Raw genomic sequence first — 22,524 nt, 5'->3', positions numbered from 1 at the left:
TTCGTTGCCGAACTCATCGGTCGCCGCTGCTGAATAGACACCGGGCCGACCGTAACATCGAATTCCAAGAACCCGCAACCTCTCTTACTGGCCAACATCATTCGAGTCGTGGCCTTGACACGGACTTCGCTTCACTCGAAGCTTGCAGTCGACCCGTCATTTGCTGCAATGACGAGTAAAACTCGGGGGAACGCACGTGCGAAATCCATCACTCACTCTTCCGTGCCGAGCAGGACGCCGGGTACCCCGAGGCGGCTCACTGCCCCGGAAGGGACCATGGCGCTCGCCACTCAGACGCCGTGACGTTGCAGCACATGGGAGTGTCAAGTTTCAGCCATAGGAGAAAATCTCCTGTCGCGGGTGTCGGAATCCGCGGGCGCCGGATCGTCGGCGAACTGACATCAGGTGTACCGCACGGGGTCATCAACGCCCGTGTCACCGGAGAATCCGCACCTGTCCCACACCAAAACTCCTACAACGGAGGGAACCTCTCGGTGAGCCACCCCGAATCGCTTCCCCTGTCCGCCGACGAGCCACTGCACCCTGACGGGAGCAAGCCGCTGGTCTTCGTCGGTGGCCCCTTCAAAGGGCTGCTCGACCCGGAGACGGGGCTTCTTCCGGACCGGCACCGCAGCAACTACCGGGCTCTCATCGACCACTTCACCGCGCTGGGGTTCGAGGTGGACAACGCCCATCGCCGGGAAGCCTGGGGGGCCGAGGTCATGGCCCCGGACGTGTGCACCCGGCTCGACTATCTCGCACTGCGCAAGGCCGTACTCTTCGTAGCGTATCCCGGAGACCCGCCCTCCCCGGGCACGATGGTGGAGCTCGGCTGGATGTCGGCCATGGCCAAGCCCATGATCCTCCTCATCGAGCGAGGTCAGGAAGTGCCGCCGCTCGTCGCGGGGGTGCACACCATCGCTCCGGTGCGATACGTCGGTGTCGAGGACGGGAGATTCGATCCCGACGAACTCGACCGGTGCACCACCGAGTTGCTCGGTCCGGTCATTCCGGCCGGCGGCCGAGCCGAGCTCGTGATGCCACGCACCTGAGACCGGTAGACGAACTGACGTACGCGGGGGTGTGGTTGTGCCGAGAGTTCTTCCCATGCTGGTGAAGTGGATCGAAAAGCAGATGGTCCACCACTCCCGCTTCGATGACAGCCCGTTCATCCCGGAATCGGCGTTCCCGTGGAGCCGTGGACTCGAAGGCAACTGGCGTGACGTCAGAGCCGAACTCGACGCCCTGCTGGAGCACCGCGAAGCGCTGCCCAACTTCCAGGACATCTCCACCGACCAACGCCGCATCACCAACGACGACCAGTGGAAGACCTATTTCTTCTACGGTTACGGGTTCCGATTCGACGCCAACTGCGCACGGTGCCCGCGGACAGCTGAACTGCTGGCCCGGGTACCCGGTCTGAAAACGGCCTTCTTCTCGATCCTCGGCCCGCACAAACACGTGCCACCGCACCGCGGCCCCTACAAGGGCGTGGTCCGCTATCACCTCGCGCTGAAGATCCCGTCGCCCGAGAACGCCTGCGGTATTCGCGTCGGCGGACAAGAGGCGCACTGGACTGAGGGGACCGGGATGTTCTTCGACGACACCTACGTGCATGAAGCCTGGAACGGGACCGACGAGGACCGTGCCGTGCTGTTCATGGATGTCGTACGGCCGATGGCATTTCCATACTCCCTGGTCAACAACATGGTGATCCGAGGGATCGCCCGGAGCCGGTTCGTCCAGGAGGCCAAGGGAAATCAGGACGCCTGGGAGCGGCGCTTCGCTCAGTTGCTGGAACGGAAGTAGCGGCCCTGCCCGGCTCGAGGAGAGGACGGTTCGTGGTGACACCAGGAAAGCGGGTTGCCCTACGCGCCCTGGAACCCGAGGACGCCGACGTGGTCTTTGCATGGTTCCAGGAGGATTACTTCCGCGACATGTTCGGCTACCGCTACCCGGTGGGCCGCGGCGGCTGGCGGGACTGGATCGACAGGCACGGCAAACCCTCGTACCACGACGCGACCTTCATGCTGTACTCGACCGAGGACGGCGCCGCCCTCGGGCTCGGTGCGCTGCGTAACCCCGGCTCCGAGGACAGGTCGGCCGAGGTCTCGCTGGCACTGGGGGACATCAGCAACCGAGGGCTTGGCCTCGGCCGCGAAGCCGCGCTGCTGATGGCCGAATTCGGCTTCCACGTCATGGGACTGCGCCGCATCTACGCCTGGGTCCTCGCACAGAACCTGCCCGCGGCCGCCGCGTGTCAGGCGGCCGGCGCCGTCCAGGAAGGGATCGCGCGCAAAGCCCGGCTGGTCAATGGCACCCCGGTCGACGCAGTGCTCTACGGCGTCCTCGCCGAGGAGTTCGCCGAGCGGATGAGGGTGCTCCACCGGCAGTCGGACACCTCTCAGGTCTGACCGTCGCGATGAGTGAGAACCCGGCGCCGGTGTCCGGCCCGGCCCAGGCAGGTACCCGCCCGGGCCGGCCCCGGTTCGGCCGCGACTTCTGGCTGCTGTGGTTCGGGCAGGGAGTCTCCAGCGTGGGCTCGGCGGCCAGCGATCTGGCCTACCCCCTGCTCGTACTGCACCTTGGCGGCACCCCGTTCAAGGCCGGCCTCGTCGGGCTGGTGAGCACGGGTTCGCGACTGCTGCTGCGCCTGGTGGCAGGCCTGGTGGTCGACGTCTGCTCCAGGAAGCGTGTTCTGATCTGGTGCGACGTCGGCCGGGCCGCCACGGCCGGTGGCCTTGCCGCGGCGGTTCTGACCGGAACGGCCGGCTATCCCCTCATCCTGGGGGCGGCCTTCCTCGAAGGTGCGTTCTCGGTGTTCTTCTTCTCGGCTGAACGCGCGGTGCTCCCGTACCTCGTCCCACGCACGCGGCTGAGCGAGGCCATCGCGCACAACCAGATCTACCTCCAGGCCGCGACCATCGCCGGAGCGCCCGTCGGCGGGTTTCTGTTCTCACTGGGAGCGCCGGTGCCGTTCCTCGCCGACACCGGGTCCTACCTCGTGTCGCTCGCCGCCGTGCTGGGCATCACCACCCGCCTCTCCGGCACGGAGCACAAGGTGCCGCTGGCCACGTCGGAACTGTTCCAGGGCATGCGCTGGGTCTGGCACGACCGGCCGGGCCGGGCGAGCCTGGTCTATCTCTGCGGCATCAACGCGATCGTCGCGGCGATGCCGTTGGGCGTCATCGTCGGTCTGCGTACGGCCGGTGTCGCACCGGCGGTCATCGGGACACTGCTTGCATGCGGCGGTATCGGCGGGGCCGCCGGGGCGCTGGCCGTGCCGCAGCTGCGCGCGAAGTACCGTGACGGCGCCCTGCTGATCGCCCTGGGGTGGCTGTGGCCCCCGATGCTCGCGGTCCTCGCCGTCAGCTCGGCACCCTGGGCCGTGGCGATCGTGATCTTTCTGCTCGCTACGACCATCGCCCCGACACAGAGCATCATCTTCGGCTATCAGACGGCGCACGCACCGGACGAGTTGCAGGGCCGCGTGCACTCGGCGGTGAACCTGCTCAGCAATGCCGTCACGCCATTGGCGCCGGCGGTCGTGGGGGCACTGGTGAGCTGGGGCGGCTTCCCCGCGACAGGTGCGGCACTGGCCGTGGGCGCGCTCACGATGATGGCGTTCGCCACCACATCCCGTTCCATCCGACAGTTCTCCAACCGCTGAGGAGCACAGATGCCCCCCTACGACACGTTCGCACAGGCCTATGCCGGAGAGCTGGAGAACATCCTGTCCCAGGGCGCCAAGGTCCCGTCCGTGCGGGACCCGCTGTCCAAGGCTTCCGGCTTCGGCGCTCAGGACAGGCCCTACCGTGAACTGCTCGCACACACCTTACGCATCGGCTCACCGCGGTCCTGCCTGGCCTTCACGCCCCTGCTACCGGTCCACCTCCCCTACTGCTTCGGCCTGGCGGCATGGTCGCTGGACGGCAGGGACGACGTCGGCACACCCGCCTACTACCGCCGCGGTGCCTACGAATACTCCGACGACCAGCACACGTTGAGCGGGGCGTTCGGCCGACGGCTGCTCGCCGCGGCGTCGGGGAACCAGTTGGAAGCGATCATCGACCGGATCCGGCGGGACCCGGCGCATCGCCGGACATTCGCGGTCGTCCTCGATTCATCGGACCACTTCACACAGTCCCGCGAGCACCCCTGTGCCGCCGGCGTCCAGCTGTTCCTGCGTGATGGCGCGCTCACCTGGATCACCGTGATGCGGGCGCAGCAGGCCCTGACCGTGCTGCCCTACGACGCCTTCTTGTTCATGGTGATGCACCAGGTCGCCGCCGCCCTGCTGGATGCCGCCTGCGGCCCCTACATCCATCAGTCCGGCACCTTCCATGTGTACGAGAACGAGGTCGAGTTGGTCGGCAAGCTGATCTCACAACCGGTGGCACCGGCGGAGCTGCCCGCCCTGCCCAGCGGCCCGGACGACGTGCGCGCCGCCGTACGAGAACTCGTGGACCTCGAACGCGGACTGCGTACGGCGGCCGACGCGGGTGACAGCGCGGCCGTGGACCGCTTCGCCGCCACGAAAGCGTCCTTCGCCTTCACCGAGGTCGCCAGGGCCTGCCTCACCACCTTCGCCTACCGCAAACTCGGCGACGCCGAGACCGTCGTCGAAAGTCCCGCCGTCACCCCTGCGGTCACCGATCTCATGGCGGCGATCTGACGCGCGGAAGGAGCGGAGGAGAGCAGTGGCCAGTCACCAGGGTTTCCCGCCGCACGGCTTCGTCACCGGTTCCGGCCGCTGCGGTACGACATCTCTCGCCGCGGCCCTCGACCGCACGGCCGTCTCCCGCGGGGGCACCCGCGTCCGGGCACGGCACGAGACACACGCGAGGGAGCTGGTCCGCCGTCTGCTCGCCGGTGACCAGGAAGGCGCCGTCGCCCTGTTGCACAGCATCGGACCCGGAATAGAGGTCTCGCCGTACCTGGTGTTCCTCGACAACCGGCCGCTGCCCGAGGTGCCGCTCGTCGCCCTGTGCCGGGACGGCCGCACAACCGTGGCCTCCGGGATGAACGACGGGTGGTACTACTGGACCGTGCGGCCACGCGAGGCCCACTGGTCACGGCTGCAACCCGCCTTCCCCGGCGACCGTTTCGAGAAGTGCTGCCGCTTCTGGTCGTGGACCTACCGCAGGCTGCTGGACTGGGATGCGCCGATCGTCCGCATGGAGGACATCCTCGCCCCCGGCCCGGAGCGGAACCGGATGTGCGAAGCGCTCGGGCTGTCGCCGCTGCCCGATGCGCTGCCACACAAGAACCACGATCGGTTCGGCAAGGCGAAGTTCGCCGTGCTCACCAGGCGGCGGGCGACCGGCCCACAGGACTGGACGCCGGCCATGCGTGCGACGTTCGAGACACACTGCGGCGAGATCATGGACCTGCTCTATCCGGGCTGGCGCCACACCGGATGGGGAGATGGTGCATGAGCATGCGGCCGGATGCCGGTTCCCACGGGGTAGGCTCCCGACATGTCGGGAGCCACGGAACACAGGGACGTCATCCCCGAGGACGAAGCGCGAGATCTCAACCGGCGCAGCTGGGACGAGCGCGCACTGGCCCACGGGCAGGACCCGTCGTACTACGACACGGAGAGCTTCCTCGCCGGCGGCAGCACGCTCCGGGACCTGGATGTCGAACTGGCCGGGGACGTCGACGGACGTGATCTCCTCCATCTCCAGTGCCACTTCGGACTCGACAGCCTGAGCTGGTCCCGGCAAGGCGCCCGCGTCACCGGAGTGGACTTCTCACCGGTGGCGATCGAGCGCGCACGGGAACTCGCCGGGCGCACCGGCCTGGCTGCCGACTTTGTCACCGCAGACGTTCTCGACCTGCCCGCGGACCTGGCGGGAAGCTTCGACGTCGTATGGGCCTCCTACGGAGTGTTCACCTGGATCGGAGACCTCCGGGCGTGGGCACGCAGCGCCACACGGGCCCTACGGCCGGGCGGCCGACTCGCCGTTGTCGATCTCCATCCGCTCGCGCGCATGATCGAGCAACGAAATCCCCTCGTGGTCGACTCCCCGTACGCCGACGACGGGCCGCACCGCTATTCCAGCGCGACGAGCTACGCCGCCCCCGACAGGCCGCTGGAGAACCGGGAGACCGTCCAGTGGTCCCACTCCCTCGGCGAGCTGGTGTCCGCATTCGCAGCCGCCGGCCTGCGGATCGACACCGTGGAGGAACACCTGACGAGTGAACGGAACGACCGGGACGGCGTCCTCACCCAGGGGACCGACGGGCTCTGGCGGCTGCAACTCTGGGAGTACCCCCTTCCGGTCCTCTTCAGCATTCGCGCCACGAAGCCGTAGGTATCCGCCCGGCCCGTCGCCAGGGCCCCGGAGGACAGCCTCGCTCGCCGCCTTCTTCGGCAGGTGCTTCGCGGCCCTGCGAGGCGGCTGTTTCCTCGGTCCGCCGGCAGGTCCAGGCTGCGGCTGACGCGGCGGGTGAGATCGACCGGGACATATCCCAATGGGGTCGGGCCAGATATTCATCCTCGCTGTGTTGATCAACAACAGGCCCCTCTGCCCACCGGCGAAGAGGCTGGCACGCGTCTGAGGGCGCGGCTGCGCCGTCACCACCGGATCTACGACCCGGGTGGTAGGGGCGGATCTCCGCGACCACGCGCAGGGGCGTCCCGGTGCGGCGCCCATGCGGGGGATGGAGGATGTAGGTCGGCGCGCCGGCAGTTCCGGGTCCGCGCACCGGCAGGCCAGGGCGGAAGCAGCGGACCGGCTCGCCTGCTTCGGGCTGTCGGCCCGCTGGCCCCGGGGCCGGTTTGCCTTGGAGTGCGCTCCAGCCGCCACACTGGTCGCGACACCGGGTGCCCGGCACAGAACGGCGGATGAAGATGACCAAGACGAACCAGGCGAGGCACCCCCTGCCGTACGAGACCTACCGGGAGGCGATCGAGCAGGACACCCGCCGGTTCGCAGACGCGGTGCGGGACGCCGACCCGGCCGGTGCCGTGCCGTCCTGCCCCGGCTGGACGCTCGCCGATCTCACCCGGCACGTCGGAGCCCTGCAGCGCTGGTTCTGCGCTCTGCTGTCCCAGCGGGTGCAGGAGGCGCCCCGCAACCGCGACGTCGAGCTGGGGCTGCCCGAGAACGTACGGGACTACGCCGACTGGCTGGCGGCGGGCGTACCCGAGGTGGCGGCGGTGCTGCGCGCCACCGATCCCGCCGCGGTGATGTGGACCTGGGGCGCCGATCCGCACGCGCGGTTCTGGGCCCGGCGGATGCTCTTCGAGACGCTGGTGCACCGAGTGGACGCGGAGCGTTCCGTCGGCCGCGACTTCGGTGTCGATCCCGTGCTGGCGGCGGACGGCGTCGACGAGTTCCTGGTCAACCTGCCGCACGCGGGGCTCTTCGCTCCCGGAGTGACCGAGTTGCGCGGCGACGGCGAGATCCTCACGTTCGGGTGCACGGACGCCGGGGGCACGGTCGGCGAGGAGTGGCGGGTGCGGCTCGAACCGGACGGTTTCCGATCGGTGCCAGATGACAGGAACAGCGCCCGGGCGGCCTCCGCAGCGGTCCGGGGGCAGGCCGCGGACCTCCTGCTGCTGCTGTACGGCCGCCGGACCTGCCGGGAACCGGTCTTCACCCTGTCGGGGGACACGGCGCTCCTGGACCACTGGTTCGCTCACACGGCGTTCTGACCCGGACGCCCGCGCCGTACCGGCCGATGCTCGTCCGGCCCGCCGCTGGTGGCTCCTTGACAGTGAGGCAGACGGGTGAGCGCCGCGATGCCGTCCGGCAGTCCGTCGCCGCTGTAGGCGGACAGATGGCGACGGAGCCGCTCCCGCGGGTTCTCGGGCGGCGGGGGCGCACCGTGCACGCGGGTGCTGCGCGCCCCGCGGCCCAACGGCTGGGTTGAGAACCGGCCGCCGACAAACGTTGTCAGTGGTGTGTTTGACCCCTGACTCCGCCGATCAGGCCGCACGGCGGAGCACCCCTTTCCGGTCGTGCCCTGGACACACGTTTCAGGAGCGATTCAGCGTGCTCACCAACAACTCGCCCTCTCTCGCCGCCCGTCCCGCAGCGAACGCCGTCACCAGCGGGCCAGGACGGCGCGTCCACCATGACGCCCCGCACACGGCTGAGCAATTCGCCCGGCTGGCGGACCTGAGGGACGGCCCGGCGCGCACCGTTCTGCGGGACGAGCTCGTCGCTCTCTGACTGCCCATGACCCACCGCATCGCCTCCCGCTTCCGCGACCGGCTGTGGGCGCTGCGCGTCCCCCGCCGGGTTCAGGAACTACGCAGTGCGTGCCGACGCCGGCGTGCAACGGCTTCTCCTTCGAGGTGAAGACGTCGATTTCATGCCGAGGGCCGCGGCAGTGATGCCGGGCCCGGCTGCCGGCGGCACCCCGGTCGCGGGGAAATGGCACCGGGCCTGCCAGGTACGAGGAACTCTCAGGTCCCCCGTACGTCGATCCGGCCGTGACCGCTTCTCCTGACAACCGAACGGTCGGGTGGAGCCCGGTGTGTGCAGGTGCCAGGCCGTTGGGTGGGCGGTGTCCGGGCCGTCGCACGGGGCGGGCTGTGGCCGGGGCCGTGGGCGCCGGCGCGCGCCCGCTCGCCGTCCCGGGGCCCTGGTCCGCCTTCGACCCATTCGACGCAGCCGAACCGGCAACGCTCAACGCCCGCTGCCCTCGGGGCCGTTGGCGGGTGCCTCCCGCACGGCCGCGGTCCGGGCGCAGGCACCCGAGTCCCCTGCTGCGGCGAGCGGGGACCCGGGCTCCCGCGCCGACCGCCATGGGCGCCGGGGCCGCGCCGGTTGATCGTCGCGGCTCGGGGTAGCGGAGCGGCATGGCCACCGAGAGCACCTCCGCCTCCACCATCGGCCGGCACCGGCCCGAGATAGACGTCCCGTCTCTCACCGCGATCCTCGACGGCGAGTACGCCGGAATCCGGGAGCTTGTCCGGACCAACCTGGTCGCCCATGCCAACATCCTCGGCGAGGCCGACGCGCTCGGTATCGACGCGTTCCGTGAGAGGGTCCGCGAGGTCGTCGTCCAACTGGCCGCGACCGGTCAGACCGGTATGGGCTTTCCCGCCGCGTACGGGGGCGGGGATGACGTCGGCGCGTCGATAGCCGCCTTCGAGACCCTGGCGTTCGGCGACCTCTCCGTGCTCGTGAAGGTCGGTGTCCAGTTCGGGCTCTTCGGCGGAGCCATCCTGCATCTCGGCACCGGTCACCACCACAAGGCCTATCTGCCCCGCCTTGTCACCGGAGAGCTGATGGGCTGCTTCGCGATGACCGAGTCGGGTCACGGTTCCAACGTCCAGGCGCTCGGGACCGTCGCCCGCTACGACCCGGAGAGCCGGGAGTTCGTCCTCACCACCCCCGACGAGCAGGCCCGCAAGGACTACATCGGCAACGCCGCCCGTCACGCCGAACTTGCCGTCGTCTTCGCCCAGCTGGAGGTCGACGGCCGGTCCGAGGGTGTCCATGCCTTCGTCGTCCCCCTCCGGTCGGACGGCCGGGTCCTGCCCGGTGTCGCCATCGAGGACGACGGCCGGAAGATGGGACTCAACGGCGTCGACAACGGCCGTATCCGCTTCGACGGTGTGCGCGTCCCCCGCGAGGCGCTCCTCGATCGCTTCGCCCGGGTCACCCCGGAAGGTACCTATGAGAGCGCCATCGAGGACTCCGGCCGGCGCTTCTTCACCATGCTCGGCACCCTCGTGCAGGGCCGGGTCAGCGTCGCCGGAGCCGGTGTCGGCGTCGCCAAGGTCGCGCTGACGGTGGCCACCAAGTACGCCGACCGGCGGCGCCAGTTCGAGGCGTCCCCGGACACCGGGGAGCAGGTGCTCCTCGACTACGGTCTCCACCAGCGTCGCCTGCTCCCCCTCCTCGCCCGCACCTACGCGCTGCACTTCGCCCAGGACGTCGTACGAGCCCAGCTGCACGAGGTCTTCTCCGGCGCCGAGAACGACCCGCGGGCACGGCGCCGCCTCGAGTCGCGGGCCGCCGGCATCAAGGCGCTCGCCACCTGGCACGCCACCCGCGTCGTCCAGGAGTGCCGTGAGGCGTGCGGCGGCGCCGGCTACCTCGCCGAGAACCGTTTCGCCGCCCTCAAACGCGACAGCGACGTCTTCACCACCTTCGAGGGCGACAACCACGTGCTCCTGCAGCTCGTGGCCAAGGGCCTGCTCACCGACCACGCCAGCGAGTTCGAGGACCTCGACCAGCTCGGCATGGTCCGCTACGTCACCGGCCTCGCCGTCGAGACCGTCATCGAGCGGACCTCGGCGCACAAACTCCTGGAACGCGTCCGTGACCTGCTGCCAGGCGGTGACGCCTGGGACCGGGAGGCCGGGCTCCTCGACTCCGAGTACCAGCTCGCCATGGTCCGCTTCCGCGAGGAGCACATGCTCGCCGGTCTCGCCCGCCGCATCAAGCGCGGTATAGACCGGCAGGATGCGCCCGGGGAGGTCTTCTCGCACGTCCAGGACCACGTCATCGCCCTCGCCCGGGCCCATGTCGAACGGCTGATCACGGAGGCCTTCGTCGACAAGGTGCGTGCTCTTCCCGAGGGCGCCGTAAAGGACGCCCTCGGCTTGCTGTGCGACCTGTTCGCGCTCTCGGCCATCGAAGCCGACCGCGCCTGGTTCATGGAACACGGCCGGCTGACCGTCCAGCGGTCCAAGGCGATCAGCCGCGAGGTGAACGAGCTCTGCCGCAAGGTGCGTCCCCTCGCCGTCGACCTCGTCGACGCCTGGGGGATCCCGGCCTCCGTCCTGCGGGCACCGGATCTCGTCGGCCCCGTCGGCTGAGGCGCCCCCGCCCGGCCCTCGAAGGCGCCCGGCGCCGGGGCCCCGCCCGCGGCCCGCGTCGCCGCGGGACCGCGACCTCGACGAGGAGCACTCAGGCGTCGACGGCAGCGACTGCGACCACGAAGAGGAACGCGGCGGAGTGCAGTGTTCCCTTGCCGCGGCCGGTGCAGGCGGCCCTGATGCCGAGACCGCGCTCGCGGCGGCGTTAGAGGAGAAGGAGGAAAGCGGCCAGCACGCCGCCGTGGAGGCCCGGCGTGCTCGCGTGAACCCGGGGCGTCGTACGTCATGCGCCTTCGGTGCCGGGTGGGCCGGTCAGCAGGCGGTCAGGGGCGTGTCAGCGGGTTCTGGCACGGTAGTACTCGTGAACGGCACCGCAGCGCAGGCCGAACACGAGGAGAGGTGCCCGGAGCGGCTTATCGGGGACCAGGGCAGCAGCCCGAAGTCGGACCCTTGCAGGTCCACGCAGGTTCGAATCCTGCCCTCTCCGCAACACCCCCGAGAACACCCCGCGCCGGACGCCCCGGTCCGTGACGAGTGGAAAGCGGCACAAGCATCCCCCACCGACCCACGGCCCCGACGAGGCGGCCGGGCGCGCGGCGCGCGGCCTTGAGGGCGGCGGGGCGATCGTGGGAAAACACCAGGGCGTATGGCGTAGCCCCGGTGCCGTCCGCGGCGCGTCCGTTCTCGCGGACCGGAGCATCGTGATTCCCCGCGTCCGTCATCCCCGGCTGTGCCGCCCTGGTCACCGGCTCCTCCCAGGGCATCGGCCCGGCCATCGCCACCGGACTCGCCCGCGCGGGAGCCCGCGTCGCCGTCAACGGCCGCGGGGAGGAACGCGTCGCGGACGCCGTGCGCGCCGGCTCCGGCAGCGAGGACGTCACCGGCGCCGCGGGTGACCTCGCGACCGAGCGGGGCGCCGCCGATGTGCTTCGGACCGTGCCCGCGCGCTTCGGACCGTGCCCGCGCTCGACGACGCCGAATGGCGCCGCCACTTCGAGGTCAGCGTCCTGTCCACCGTCCGCCTCATCCGCGCCTACCTGCCCGGCATGAAGGAACGCGGCTGGGGACGGATCCTCGGCCTCCCCAGCGACTCCGCCGTGGCCATCCCCGCCGAGATGACAACCGGCGTCATCCACTGGCAGCTGGTCACCATCCGCGAGGACCAGGTCGCGGACGACTGCGGCAGCACATGTCGTACCCCGTGAACCACCGCATTTGTACCGCCGTGCGCACGGCCGCGTTCGGCGCGGCCCTCACCGCACCCACGTCCCGTACACGCGTAGGGCCGCCGGCAACGGGGAATTCTCGTCGGCGGCCGATGGGACGAGGCAACGGGTTCCCTGTAGGTCAGCGGCCGTCGAGACGGTTGAGACCGCACAGTCCGGGAGTCAGTGGGTGGGAACCGGCTCCGACGACGGCTGCCACTCGCGTCGGAGCAGCCCGTAGACCCACGAGTCGGATACGTCGCCGTTGACGACGCAGTCCTCCCGCAACGTCCCCTCGCGCAGGAAGCCGAGCTTCTCCAGCACGCGGGCGGAAGCCGTGTTGCGCGTATCGGCCTCGGCCTGGACGCGATTCAGCTCCAGCGTGTCGAACGCCCAGTCCAGCAGCGCACGCGCCGCCTCGGTCGCACAGCCCCGGCCCCAGGCCGCGTCGTCGTAGCAGTAGCCGAGCGACGCGCTGCGGAAGGCCGGATTCCAGCTGTTCAGGGTGCACCAGCCGATGAACGCCCCGTCGGAGACACGACCGACGGCCAACCGTGCCCCCGTGCCCTCCTGTTCCATACGCCAGATGTGAGCGTTGCTCTGCAGGGCGAAGAGATCGTCCACATCGCTCGTCTTCGAAGGCACGCAGTCGAAGACGAGCGGTGTGCAACGAGGGGGCGGCAGCGGCACCCTCATGTTCCCTCCCCAGCCAGTGGCCGCCCTGTCAGACATCCGATGCGGGTCGCTCGCAACGGGTTTCCCCGGGGGCCGGCGGACGTGTCCGCTCATCGGCGGGACCGAGTGACCCGCCCCCGGAGCGCGGCGGCTCAACCCGCCATGATCAGGCTGGCGGCGATGAGCGCCCCTCGGCCGTGAAGGACTCTCCTCGCCCACCGAACCTTCCCCGGTCTTCGTGCGTCTTCAGGTGTGCAGGCGCGCATTGACCTCGCGCGCCGATTCGTAGTCGAAGGGGACCGAATTTTCATGAAGCACAAGCTGACCGCCGTGGCTCTGGCAGCCGTTGTCGTCGCCGGCACCGCCGCTGCCGCCGTCCCGGCCTCGGCCGCCCCCGCCGCTCCGACCCGCTGCCACACCGCCGATCTGAAGGCCGGCTTCGCCACGGGGGGCGACGCAACGCCGGAGATGGGGCAGACCAAGAAGCAGACCCAGGCGTTCATCTGGTTCACCAACAAGAGCAAGCACGCCTGCACCCTGGCGGGCTTCGCCGGTGTCGACATGGTCGGCGCCCAGAAGACCGACGGCACCTGGTCGCTCGCGCGCTCCGCCAAGAAGCCCCCGAGGATGACCCTCCAGCAGGGCAGCACGGTCGACTTCAGCATCACGCTGCTCCCCGTCGCCAAGTCCACGGCCCCGAAGGAGAAGTTCGTCCCGGCGAAGTTCCTCGTCACCCCACCGAACGAGACGACTCACTTCACCCTGAAGTGGCCGTTCGGCGGCCAGATCCTCAAGCAGGACGGCGCCACCCACCCGGGCACCTACATCAACCCGGTCGGGCTGTAACCGGCGGCGGACAGCCACAGGCCCGGGGTACCCCACTCCCCCGGGCCGTACCGCTTCCGTACTCATCCCCCGGCAGTCGACCGCCTGACCAGCCGATGAGGGACCCCGAGCGACCGCCTGGCCACCAGGCGGTCAGTGAAGCCCCCCAGGCGAAGTAGGCCACCGTGCTGCTCCCGACTCCGACCGCCAACCTCGTCGGCACTCAGATCCTGCCGTCCGGTCGGGCGCCGCGTCTCGGGTACTCGACCGGACACGAACGCGTAATGCTGCATCTGGATCTCCACCGGCGGCTCGGCGAGCTGAAGCAGCACGCCGTCGGTGAGCTGAATGTTGGTGAACGGTCCTCAGGACGGCGCTTCAGGGAGTTCCAAAAGCTCGCGGAAAAAATATGGGAGGTCCGCGCGCCGAACTGAGGGGTCGCCTTCTGCGCACCCGCTGTAGGACCGGCCCTCCACCGGACAGCCAAACCATGTGTGGCCCAGCGCCGGTCCGGTTGCGCCATTGCCCTGGTGCGTCAGACCTCTGCGCGGGGCGTTTGACCGTTCATCGGTCGCATGAGCACAGAATTCGGTGTGCGTCGGGCGGTGTCCGAAGTTCGTCGCTCCACGAGCAGACCTCGAGCCGCGACAGATACCCGTCCGTGACGAACACCAGTACCTCGCCGACGGCCCCTCCACCCGCGCCGAACAGTTATATCTCAGCCACCACTCGCGTGCCCGTGATCGCAGGGACAGGAGCAACAGCACCCGCGTCGATGCTGAAGTCCGCAGAACCGCAGCCGCACGCACAGCGCGTCTGCAGCCGGAGATGCCGCGTCCGCGGAAAGAGTGCGAACCCCGGGTCGTTCCCCATGCTCAGAATGGCGTCCAGCACGTGGGCAACGTCGGCAGGCAGGGCTTCGGTCATGAGTTCACCGCAGCTGACCTGGGCAGTTGCCAGATGGCTCCGTTCAGCGGGCCGAAGCATCCGGTCCGGGTGGGAGGGTGGCCTCCTTACCGACGGGGCGGAGAAGCCGCGTTCAGGATCAGCTCCCAGGCACAGCCCACAGGCTGGCGTGGTGACTGAAGAGCAGAAGCATGAGCACGTGCAGCCGTCCGGAGTGTGGGCCACGGCGGTTGGGGTGGCCAGGGTGCGGGCGCTGAAGACCGAGCGGGAGAACGCGCTGTTCCGCGATCCACTGGCACAGGCGTTCGCCACGGCCGGCGGGCTGGGGCCCTCCGTGTCGACGCCGCCCGGCGACGAGGCCGCGCGACGGCGTCGGCTGGGTGTCGCGTTCTCCATCGTCATCAGGACGAAGTTCCCCGACGATCTGCTGCGGCAGGCCTCCGCGTCCGGGATACGGCAGGTCGTGCTGCTCGGCGCCGGTATGGACGGCCGGGCCTTCCGGATGGACTGGCCCGCGGGCACCCGGCTCTTCGAGGTCGACACCGCCGCGCCACTGGACTTCAGGGCTTTGGTGCTGCGCCAGGAGCAGGCCGTCGCACGCTGCGAGCGGATCACCGTCCCGGTGGATCTGCGGGAGGACTGGCCCGGCGCGCTGGTGGCCGCGGGGCACGACCCGGCGGTACCGCCGCCCGGCCGCGCCCCGAGTACGCGTGGGCCGACACCCCGTACACCACCGCCGTGTCGCTGCACGACGCGACCGGCCAGGGCGCGCACGACATCGACGGGCTCAATGTGCCCGCCCACACCGCGCCGCCCGAGCGCTCCGCGCTCATCGACTCCGGCGATGCCGACGCACCGGGCGAGCTGACCACCGATATCGACGGTGCACCGGTCGTGGACGACCCGCTCGTCGCCGGCACCGGCACCGGCACCGGCACGACGGGCCGCCCCGACCGAGGTGCCATCGAACGGCAGGACACCCTCACCGTCCCCGGCGACGACATGCCGTCGCCGTCGAGGGGCGTCGCGCCGTTCGTCGCCTCGGTGCGGACCGACGACGCCACCACTTCGTGGGGCAAGCCCATCGCGACGTACTCGGTCGACTTCGGGGACGGCAGCGCCCCGGTCACCCAGGCTCCGGGCGTCGGGAGTCAACTTCCTTGTCGTACCTCCTTCCCGAGCCCGTTCCTGCTGAGCAGAACGGGCCGTGCGCGCACACCCCGGCGAGCACCGCCCAGTCCTCGCCGCGGGTCTCCTTACTCCTGCTGGTCATACTCCTGGCCGCGCTGTTCGTCCTGCTCGCCCGCGGGATGAAGCTCCAGGAGGCCCTCGCCGTCCTGGGGGCCGGCGGTGTGCCGGCCGCCGAGCTGCGTCAGCGTCTGCTCTGACCCGATGCCCTGCCGGGGCTCGTCCCATCGACGGGCCCCGGTCCCACTCCGGGCTCGGAAAGGAGATGGACGCCGTGGCACCGACACCATGACGACGCAGTACCACACCACGCGACAAACCACCCAAACCTGCACCACCAACCGCGACACGGGAGGCTGGTTTCCATGACAGAAACGGCGGCGTGCCCCGCAAGCGCGGGGCCGGGTCACTGGTGCGGCAGGTCAGCTCAGCCCTGGTTGCCCGGAGGTCAGCCCGCCTCGCTGACGATGGTCCGGTCCCCGGACTGGACCGTGGGGATGGAGGCGTCGCCCTCGGCAGTGACGGTGGCGCGCCTCCCCGTGCCACAGGCATTCCACGAACAGCAGGGGCTCGATCTGCCCGAGCGGCCCAGGCACACGGGGTTGTCCGGCGGTCCCGGCCGCCGCCCGGGTGAGGAGGTGAGCGGGCCGATGGCGTTCACCCGTGTTCGGCGGATTGTCCCGTACGGCATCGACGTCTTCGCCGTGGTCACCGGAACGGGGGCACATCACTGACCGTCGGTCGGGTAGACGCGCTGTGCGCACACCATCCACGTCTGGAAGGACAGGATCGACGAGGATGTCGGACAGGATCACCGTCCCGGAAGCGGACGACCGCCCGTGCGAGAGCGGCGGCAGAACATACCGGTGGTGGGCCGCTCTGCGCCGGACGCCCGTCTCCATCTGGAACGACGACGTGACGGACTGGGCCGCCGCCCTGACCTACTACGCGGTGCTCGCGCTCTTCCCCGTCCTCCTCGTGCTTCTGTCGGTGCTGGGGCTCACCATGCCCACGGCGAAACCCGAGGTGATCGACCGGCTCACGAAAATGGTCCCCGCCGAGTCCCGTGGCCTGCTGCGGGACGTCCTGCTGCAGTTGGCCGGCCAGTCGACCGCGGCCTGGCTGCTGCTCTTCTTCGGGGCGGCGGGGGCGCTGTGGTCGGGCTCCAGCTACCTGAGCGTCTTCCGCCGGGCCCTGCACGCCATGCACCACGTCAGTGCGCACCGGCCGGTGTGGCGGACTGCTCCGCGCATCATCATCACGGTGCTCGTCCTGCTCGCGTCCCTCCTGGTCACGACGTTCGCTCTGCTGGTGAGCGGCGGGCTGGCGCGCAGTGTGGGCCGGGCACTGGACATGGGCACCGTTCCGCAGGCCGCGTGGGACGCGCTGCGCTGGCCCGCGCTGGCAGTGGTGGCCGTCGCCTTGGTCCTGGTGCTCTACCGCTCGGGTCCGGCACCGTCGCGTCCCTTGCGCAGGATGGCTCCGGGTGGCGGCCTGGCGATCGTACTGGTGCTGTCGGCCTCCTTCGGTTTCACCGTCTACGCCTCGCACGCGAACACGTACCACCGCCTCTACGGCTCCCTGGCAGGGGTGGTGATATTCCTCGTCTGGCTCTGGCTGGCCAACCTCGCCCTCCTGGCGGGCGCGCAGTTCAACGTCGAACTGGCGAAGCGAGCCCACGGGGATCATCCACCTTGTTCGGTCCATCCGTGCGAATCCTCCGGGTGCGCGGCGGGGAGGACGAACAGGTCCGTCAGGTGAAGGCGGCCGGCACTGCTCATGTCGATCTCGCCGCTGACTGCTACGAGGTGAGCGACACCGTTCTCATCCGCATGTCGGACGCCGGGAGGAAGGGCGTCGTGTACGAACGGTGCCGGTCACCATGGGACCTGCGTGTATCCCGTGTCTTCGGGTACAGCGATTGCATGAGGCTTCTCTCGGCAGCACGCGGAACTCACTGAAAGCGATGTGTTCGTGACCAGGCTCGACGACTCTGGCGGCGATCGTGTGGAGGGACCGGACGTTCGCGCGAACGCCGTTGCACGGGAGATCGCCGACGCCGTGGAGAGTCTCACGAACCTGTGGTCGCTGGCCGCGCAGGAGGCGGCCCTGCGCCTGTCCCTGCACCAGTTGCGGGCGCTGCGGGCGCTTGACGCGGCACCAGGGCTGAACCTCACCGCGCTGGCCGAGCGGTTGGACATCGGGCTCCCCACGGCGAGCCGGCTGTGCGACCGGCTGGAGGCGGCGGGCCTGCTGGATCGTGCGCTGCACCCGGAGAAGCGCCGCGAGGTCCGTCTGCGTCTCACCGTGTCAGGACGCCGGGTGCTGGACGACGTGGCGGAGCGGCGGACCCAGGCGCTGGCGATCGCCCTGGCGGCCATGGAGCCGGCGGAGCGGTCGGCGCTGAGCTGCGGTATGAAAGCACTTCTTGTCGCTCTCAGCAGTACACCGTCGTCTCCGGGAGGGGCGCCGGACGCGGGATGACAAGCCCGTGATCAGGCGCCCGCGGAGGTCGGACGAGCCGCGTCGATGACCCTGCCCGTCCAGTCGAGACAGATCACCGCCGCGTCCGAGACGAGGTCCTTGCTGCCGAAGTGTTCGATCAGTCCGGCGACGACCGAGCGTGCCGTCTCATGCGGAGAGGTCTGCCGTGTCGCGCCCAGGATCTGCCTCAGGGCGCGCTCCCCGAAGACGTCTCCGGTCGCCGAACGGGTGCCGTGCACACCGGTACTGATGGCGACCAGACGGTCGCCCGGTTCCACCCCGAAGGTCTGCTCGTCGTACGGAGTCTCCTCGAACATGCCCAGTGGTAGCTGCGCTTCCAGTTCGATCAGTTCGATGCCGGTGTCGCGCAGGCGGTAGAGCTGAGGAGAACCGGCATCGACGGCGTGCACGATTCCGGTGTCCAGGTCGAAGCGGAGCAGCAGCGTGGCGGCGTACACCTTGCCGCCGTACTGGGCGTAGACGGCCTGGTCCGCGAGGGCGGCCTGGTCGGCGAGGGCGAGGCCGGCACGACGGGCGTTGCGCAGGGCACTCACGGCGAGGTTCGTGAGCAAGGAGGCGTCGATGCCCTGGCCCATGCCGTCGGTGACGGTGAGGTCGAGGTGGTCGGCGCTGGTGGACCAGTCGAAGTTGTCACCGCCGACGGCGTAGGCGGGTTCCAGGTGCGCGCCGATGGTGTACTCCCGGCGGGCGCAGCCTCGTCCCGGCAGGAGCTGCCACTGCATCTCGGCGGCGAGGGTGAGGCGGCGGGTACGGCGGGCTTGCAGATACAGGTCGGTGTCCCGGCCCGCGACGGCGATCTCGTGCCCGAGAGCCGTGGCGAACTCGCCGAGCCGGAGGATCGCCGCCGGGTCGGCGGAGGCGGCGGGTACGCCGACGGACAGGATGCCGAGCCGGTCGCCCCGGACGGTGATGGGCAGGTGCACGCGTTCCGCGGTGGTGCCGGCGATGACCTCGATCACCGGCGTCTGACCGGTGAACGCGGTGCCGGCGGGTCCGTCGTGCGCGGAGACCGGCTCGCTGGTGTGCGGCAGATGCGTGATCGGCTGCAGGGCGGTCAGGCCGTAGTCGGCGAGGAGCAGGGTGACGTCCTCGGCGTCGAATCTCTCGGCCAGGAGGGTGGCGGCGGTGGCGACGAGAGCGTGGGGCGGCACGGCCCGCAGTCGGCTCTCCGCGGACGAAAACGGTTCAGCGGCATTCACGGCGTTCACCCTCCCCATACGGCCTTCACACTATCGCGGCACGAGCCGGTTCCGCTCCGCAGCAGGCGGACGTCGGTGCCGCGTGCGCAGTGGTGGTCCGTCGGCTGGAGCAGCGCTTCGGCGCACCCTGCGGGTTCCCGCGGAGGTGACTCGTCGAGCGCGGCACGGGTACGGCTGGACGGTTCGGCTCCTGGGTGGGGCGCTCCGTCCGGGGTAGTCCCCCTGGGGCGGTCGGCGCGGGCGTCCCAGGGGGACCTCGATACCGGGTCCTTTGTCCGTCGCCGTGGCGGACGGTGGCGAGGCATGCTGCGAAGATCCGCCGCGGACGGCTTCCGTGGCGCAGGTCTTCCGGGCACCGCGGCGGTCATGGGCGCCGGTCCGCCCGGTCTCCGGCCAGGACGGCCACGCAGGTGTCGTCGCGCGCGGGGCTGGCGGGGCTGCTGGCGTCCCGCAGGATGGTCGCGGCCACCACCGCCGGGTCGTGGGCGAGGAGGTCGCCGTCCTCGGGCGGCACCCACCGGCTGGGCAATCCGTCGCTGTGCAGGACGAGCAGGCTGTCCGGCCCCCAGGTCCGGCACCGTACGGGCACCGTGGCGGGGAATTGGGCGCCGACGATGCCGGGGTGGGAGACGAGGTGCTCCCATGAGCTCTCCGCGTACAGCCGGGCGCCGATGTTGCCGACTCCGGCGAAGGTCAGTTCTCCACCGTCCGTGTCGAGCTGGGCGACGGCGACGGCCGCCCCGCGGGTCAGTCGCAGGGCGGGGTGCATCCGGCGCAGGATCTCGGCGACGGGCAGGTGTGCGGAGCGGTGCAGTTCGGCGACCGCTGTGTCGGAGGCGTGTGCGGCCTTGGCTCCGTGGCCGAGGCCGTCGGCGAGCATGACGGTCACCCGGGCGCCGGAGCGTGTCCAGCACCAGGCGTCTCCCGAGTGCTCGTCGTGGGCGAGCGGAACGTTGATCCCGCCCGCCCTGGGCGCTGACCTGGCCTTCTCCTTGCCGTCCTGATCGATGCGGGAGACGGCGACGGTGCCCCGGTGCGTGCTGTAGAGGTCGAAGGCGCTGGAAATGCGCAGGCAGGTCCCCAGACCGGCGCCCAGTGACGCGTCGCTGGTGCTGTGGCCGTCACGCATCGCGGCGCTGACGTCGCCGATGCCGGGGCCGTGGTCGAGGGCGGTGAGCTGGACCGCCGCGGCGCGCGCCTCCTCCGGCGGATGGTCGACGAGACCGATCACCATGCGACCGCCGCCGGCGTGCTTGAGCAGGTTGGTGGCCAGTTCGGTGGCGGCCAGAGCGGCCAGTGCGGTGCGGTGCGGGTCGATGCCCGCGAGGAGGCAGGCCGCCTCGGCCGCCACCCGGACATCACGTACGCGGGTGGAGTCGTGCACCGGGATGTCCCAGACGCGCGTCATCGCACCGCCCGCGCGGTCACGGGCAGACCTGTGGCCCAGGCGATGACGGTGACGGTGGTGCCCCGGCCGGGTTCGCTGTCGATCTTGAATTCGTCCACCAGGCGCCGGGCGCCGCTCAGGCCGAGCCCCAGACCGCCGCCTGTGGTGTACCCGTCGGTCATGGCGAGCCGGACGTCGCGGATCCCCGGGCCGTCGTCGACGAAGGAGAGGCACAGGCCGTCCGTCCCGCCATGTCCCAGCGAAGCGATCTCCAGGTGTCCGCCGCCCCCGTGGACCAGAGTGTTGCGGGCCAGTTCGCTGGCCGCGGTGACCAGTTTGGTCTGCTGGACGAGTCCGAAGGCGAGTTCGGCCGCGCGCTGGCGTACCTGCTGCCTTACCCAGGACAGGTCCGCGTCCGAGCCGATCGGCACTCGTATCGTCATGGCGGGGTCGGAGGCCGTCATCAGGCCGCCCTCTCGGGGAGACCGGGTCCGTCCGGCGCCGAGGGTCGCGCGAGAAGTTCCAGCGCGCGTTCCACGTCGAGGGCGGTGATCAGGCCGGGCAGGGTCAGGCCCAGCTCGACCAGGGTGATCGCCACGGCGGGCCGCATGCCGGCCAGTACGGTGCGGGCCGCCATCAGCCGCGCGCCCGCGGCGATCTCGGCCAGTACGCGTCCCAGGTAGGAGTCGACGATCTCCACTCCGGAGATGTCGATGATCACGCCGGTGACCTCGCTGTCGGCGACGCGGAGGGTGATGTCGTGCTGGAGCTGCTCGGCCAGGGTGTCGTACAACTCCCCCTGGAGACTGACCAGCAGCGTCTGCCCCAGTGCCAGGACCGGCACCGCTGTGGCGCGGTCGGGGATGTGCGCGGTCACCGCAGGCTCGCCCCCGCGGACACTGCGATGTCCTGCCGGCGGAGGGCGTAGGCCAGGGCGTCGGCGAGCGAGGCACGGGTGAGGACGGTACCCAGGTCGATGCCGAGTTGGACGATGGTCTGCGCGGTGGCCGGACGGATGCCGGAGACGATGCAGTCGGCGCCCATCAGGCGGGCGGCGGCGACCGTCTTCATCAGGTGCTGGGCCACGAGGGAGTCGACCGTGGGGACACCGGTGATGTCCAGGATGGCGTACCGCGCACGCTGGGTGACGATGCTCTGCAGCAGCGATTCCATGACGACCTGACTGCGCGCGCTGTCCAGTGTGCCGATCAGCGGCACCGCGACGACGCCCTCCCACAGCTTGATCACCGGGGTGGCCACTTCGAGCAGTTGCTGACGCTGTCGTGTGATCAGCTCCTCCCCCGCGCTGAGCGCCGTCTGCATCACCACCAGTCGCAGGGTGCCCATGAGCGTCGTGAGATCCAGCAGGCTCTCGGTGGCCTCCGCGGCGGCGGGGTCCGGGAATTCCGCCCGGAGCAGCTCGGCCGCCGACGGACGCAGGGCGGCCACCTCGTCGGCGATCCGGGCCGGGCTCAGACCTATGCGGCTGCGGGACCCGGACATGCTGCCGAGTTGCTCGCGGACGGTGTCGAAACCGGGGGCCTCGATGTCCTCGAGTCGCCCGGTCGACGCCACGACGGCGAGGGCGTCCACGACCGACTTGCACGCGTCCACGGCCTCGTCGCGCGAGACGGTGAACACCGACCGGAAGAGCGGGACATCGGCCCACCGCTGAGCGATCTGCTCCCGGCGGTGCTTCAGGAAGCCCGTCAACGCGCGCGCTGAAGGTGTGACCGACTCTTGCTCCGACAACTGCATCGTCTCCTTTTGTACAGGCCCGACGGCCAGCGACTGATCACCAAAAGACAATTATTGCCTCATGACAAACGTAAGCGCTGGAGCGGT

General features: G+C 70.1%; 18 protein-coding genes, 1 tRNA gene and 4 pseudogenes. 16 read left to right on the top strand and 7 right to left on the bottom strand.

The genetic code is table 11. The features are described from left to right. The first annotated feature begins 494 nt into the window (after positions 1 to 494). From QHG49_RS33875 to QHG49_RS33820, 11 genes and pseudogenes are all read left to right on the top strand, one after another. On the top strand, positions 495 to 1,052 hold the full coding sequence (locus QHG49_RS33875) for a hypothetical protein (protein ID WP_301492627.1): 558 nt from the start codon (positions 495 to 497) through the stop codon (positions 1,050 to 1,052). 55 nt (positions 1,053 to 1,107) lie between these two features. Next, complete coding sequence (locus QHG49_RS33870; RefSeq protein WP_301492626.1) at positions 1,108 to 1,809, top strand: aspartyl/asparaginyl beta-hydroxylase domain-containing protein; 702 nt, start codon at positions 1,108 to 1,110, stop codon at positions 1,807 to 1,809. Positions 1,810 to 1,841: 32 nt separating this feature from the next. Beyond that, positions 1,842 to 2,414 (top strand): GNAT family N-acetyltransferase, encoded by a 573-nt coding sequence (locus QHG49_RS33865; protein ID WP_301492624.1) that lies wholly within the window; start codon positions 1,842 to 1,844, stop codon positions 2,412 to 2,414. Between the two features lie 8 nt (positions 2,415 to 2,422). After that, positions 2,423 to 3,670: an MFS transporter gene (locus QHG49_RS33860; protein ID WP_301492621.1), complete on the top strand. Its 1,248-nt coding sequence runs from the start codon at positions 2,423 to 2,425 to the stop codon at positions 3,668 to 3,670. A gap of 9 nt (positions 3,671 to 3,679) precedes the next feature. Further along, on the top strand, positions 3,680 to 4,675 hold the full coding sequence (locus QHG49_RS33855) for a thymidylate synthase (protein WP_301492620.1): 996 nt from the start codon (positions 3,680 to 3,682) through the stop codon (positions 4,673 to 4,675). 25 nt (positions 4,676 to 4,700) lie between these two features. Beyond that, complete coding sequence (locus QHG49_RS33850; RefSeq protein ID WP_301492618.1) at positions 4,701 to 5,438, top strand: hypothetical protein; 738 nt, start codon at positions 4,701 to 4,703, stop codon at positions 5,436 to 5,438. Positions 5,439 to 5,480: 42 nt separating this feature from the next. Continuing rightward, the gene (locus tag QHG49_RS33845) at positions 5,481 to 6,320 is read left to right on the top strand and encodes a class I SAM-dependent methyltransferase (protein ID WP_301492617.1); all 840 of its coding nucleotides are present in this window, start codon (positions 5,481 to 5,483) and stop codon (positions 6,318 to 6,320) included. A gap of 533 nt (positions 6,321 to 6,853) precedes the next feature. Further along, positions 6,854 to 7,666, top strand: a complete 813-nt coding sequence (locus QHG49_RS33840) for a maleylpyruvate isomerase family mycothiol-dependent enzyme (RefSeq protein WP_301492615.1) — start codon at positions 6,854 to 6,856, stop codon at positions 7,664 to 7,666. Between the two features lie 1,152 nt (positions 7,667 to 8,818). After that, positions 8,819 to 10,789, top strand: a complete 1,971-nt coding sequence (locus QHG49_RS33830; RefSeq protein ID WP_301492614.1) for an acyl-CoA dehydrogenase — start codon at positions 8,819 to 8,821, stop codon at positions 10,787 to 10,789. A 393-nt stretch (positions 10,790 to 11,182) separates the two neighbouring features. Continuing rightward, positions 11,183 to 11,276: transfer RNA gene (locus tag QHG49_RS33825), tRNA-OTHER, on the top strand. A 233-nt stretch (positions 11,277 to 11,509) separates the two neighbouring features. After that, a pseudogene (locus QHG49_RS33820) lies at positions 11,510 to 11,907 on the top strand (SDR family NAD(P)-dependent oxidoreductase); the annotation flags it as partial. A gap of 270 nt (positions 11,908 to 12,177) precedes the next feature. On the opposite strand, the pseudogene QHG49_RS33815 reads toward QHG49_RS33820, so the two are convergent. Further along, positions 12,178 to 12,703 (bottom strand): annotated as a pseudogene (locus QHG49_RS33815) (GNAT family N-acetyltransferase). Between the two features lie 275 nt (positions 12,704 to 12,978). On the opposite strand from QHG49_RS33815, the gene QHG49_RS33810 reads away from it, so the two are divergent. Next, entirely contained in the window at positions 12,979 to 13,515 is a 537-nt protein-coding gene (locus QHG49_RS33810; RefSeq protein ID WP_159707704.1) for a DUF4232 domain-containing protein, read from the top strand. Between the two features lie 251 nt (positions 13,516 to 13,766). Here QHG49_RS33810 and QHG49_RS33805 read toward each other — a convergent pair. Next, positions 13,767 to 13,901: pseudogene (locus QHG49_RS33805) on the bottom strand (VOC family protein); the annotation flags it as partial. A gap of 713 nt (positions 13,902 to 14,614) precedes the next feature. Between QHG49_RS33805 and QHG49_RS33800 the strand changes: the two are divergent. The 4 genes and pseudogenes from QHG49_RS33800 to QHG49_RS33785 all read left to right on the top strand — a co-directional run. Continuing rightward, positions 14,615 to 15,085 (top strand): annotated as a pseudogene (locus QHG49_RS33800) (SAM-dependent methyltransferase); the annotation flags it as partial. Between the two features lie 475 nt (positions 15,086 to 15,560). Further along, positions 15,561 to 15,788, top strand: a complete 228-nt coding sequence (locus QHG49_RS33795; protein WP_301492612.1) for a hypothetical protein — start codon at positions 15,561 to 15,563, stop codon at positions 15,786 to 15,788. A 598-nt stretch (positions 15,789 to 16,386) separates the two neighbouring features. Next, positions 16,387 to 17,349 (top strand): YihY/virulence factor BrkB family protein, encoded by a 963-nt coding sequence (locus QHG49_RS33790; RefSeq protein ID WP_301492611.1) that lies wholly within the window; start codon positions 16,387 to 16,389, stop codon positions 17,347 to 17,349. 213 nt (positions 17,350 to 17,562) lie between these two features. Then, positions 17,563 to 18,072 (top strand): MarR family winged helix-turn-helix transcriptional regulator, encoded by a 510-nt coding sequence (locus tag QHG49_RS33785; protein WP_145491872.1) that lies wholly within the window; start codon positions 17,563 to 17,565, stop codon positions 18,070 to 18,072. Between the two features lie 11 nt (positions 18,073 to 18,083). Here the strand turns inward: QHG49_RS33785 and QHG49_RS33780 are convergent, their stop codons facing one another. The 5 genes from QHG49_RS33780 to QHG49_RS33760 all read right to left on the bottom strand — a co-directional run bounded on the left by QHG49_RS33780 (position 18,084) and on the right by QHG49_RS33760 (position 22,437). Beyond that, the gene (locus tag QHG49_RS33780) at positions 18,084 to 19,310 is read right to left on the bottom strand and encodes a PP2C family protein-serine/threonine phosphatase (protein ID WP_370530554.1); all 1,227 of its coding nucleotides are present in this window, start codon (positions 19,308 to 19,310) and stop codon (positions 18,084 to 18,086) included. A 346-nt stretch (positions 19,311 to 19,656) separates the two neighbouring features. Beyond that, on the bottom strand, positions 19,657 to 20,700 hold the full coding sequence (locus QHG49_RS33775; RefSeq protein WP_145491867.1) for a SpoIIE family protein phosphatase: 1,044 nt from the start codon (positions 20,698 to 20,700) through the stop codon (positions 19,657 to 19,659). Further along, positions 20,697 to 21,143, bottom strand: a complete 447-nt coding sequence (locus QHG49_RS33770; protein WP_145491865.1) for an ATP-binding protein — start codon at positions 21,141 to 21,143, stop codon at positions 20,697 to 20,699. The genes QHG49_RS33775 and QHG49_RS33770 overlap by 4 nt, the downstream gene beginning before the upstream one ends. After that, a complete protein-coding gene (locus QHG49_RS33765; protein WP_159707696.1) occupies positions 21,143 to 21,556 on the bottom strand; it encodes an STAS domain-containing protein in 414 nt (137 codons plus the stop codon). Before QHG49_RS33765 ends, QHG49_RS33770 begins: the two co-directional genes overlap by 1 nt. Beyond that, entirely contained in the window at positions 21,553 to 22,437 is an 885-nt protein-coding gene (locus QHG49_RS33760) for an STAS domain-containing protein (protein WP_301492607.1), read from the bottom strand. Before QHG49_RS33760 ends, QHG49_RS33765 begins: the two co-directional genes overlap by 4 nt. Positions 22,438 to 22,524: the final 87 nt, after the last annotated feature.

The sequence above is a fragment of the Streptomyces sp. WP-1 genome (assembly GCF_030450125.1).
GTDB lineage: Bacteria > Actinomycetota > Actinomycetes > Streptomycetales > Streptomycetaceae > Streptomyces > Streptomyces incarnatus.
Note: the sequence above shows the minus strand (reverse complement) of the source record. Positions and strands in the feature narration are given on the sequence as shown.

Excerpts from the sequence above, each read along its gene's own strand:
- QHG49_RS33830 (WP_301492614.1), top strand. The coding sequence starts at position 8,819 with ATGGCCACCGAGAGCACCTCCGCCTCCACCATCGGCCGGCACCGGCCC.
- QHG49_RS33855 (WP_301492620.1), top strand. The coding sequence starts at position 3,680 with ATGCCCCCCTACGACACGTTCGCACAGGCCTATGCCGGAGAGCTGGAG.
- QHG49_RS33845 (WP_301492617.1), top strand. The coding sequence starts at position 5,481 with ATGTCGGGAGCCACGGAACACAGGGACGTCATCCCCGAGGACGAAGCG.
- QHG49_RS33770 (WP_145491865.1), bottom strand. The coding sequence starts at position 21,143 with ATGACGGCCTCCGACCCCGCCATGACGATACGAGTGCCGATCGGCTCG.
- QHG49_RS33810 (WP_159707704.1), top strand. The coding sequence starts at position 12,979 with ATGAAGCACAAGCTGACCGCCGTGGCTCTGGCAGCCGTTGTCGTCGCC.
- QHG49_RS33870 (WP_301492626.1), top strand. The coding sequence starts at position 1,108 with ATGCTGGTGAAGTGGATCGAAAAGCAGATGGTCCACCACTCCCGCTTC.
- QHG49_RS33775 (WP_145491867.1), bottom strand. The coding sequence starts at position 20,700 with ATGACGCGCGTCTGGGACATCCCGGTGCACGACTCCACCCGCGTACGT.
- QHG49_RS33780 (WP_370530554.1), bottom strand. The coding sequence starts at position 19,310 with ATGGGGAGGGTGAACGCCGTGAATGCCGCTGAACCGTTTTCGTCCGCG.
- QHG49_RS33860 (WP_301492621.1), top strand. The coding sequence starts at position 2,423 with ATGAGTGAGAACCCGGCGCCGGTGTCCGGCCCGGCCCAGGCAGGTACC.
- QHG49_RS33760 (WP_301492607.1), bottom strand. The coding sequence starts at position 22,437 with ATGCAGTTGTCGGAGCAAGAGTCGGTCACACCTTCAGCGCGCGCGTTG.
- QHG49_RS33790 (WP_301492611.1), top strand. The coding sequence starts at position 16,387 with ATGTCGGACAGGATCACCGTCCCGGAAGCGGACGACCGCCCGTGCGAG.
- QHG49_RS33840 (WP_301492615.1), top strand. The coding sequence starts at position 6,854 with ATGAAGATGACCAAGACGAACCAGGCGAGGCACCCCCTGCCGTACGAG.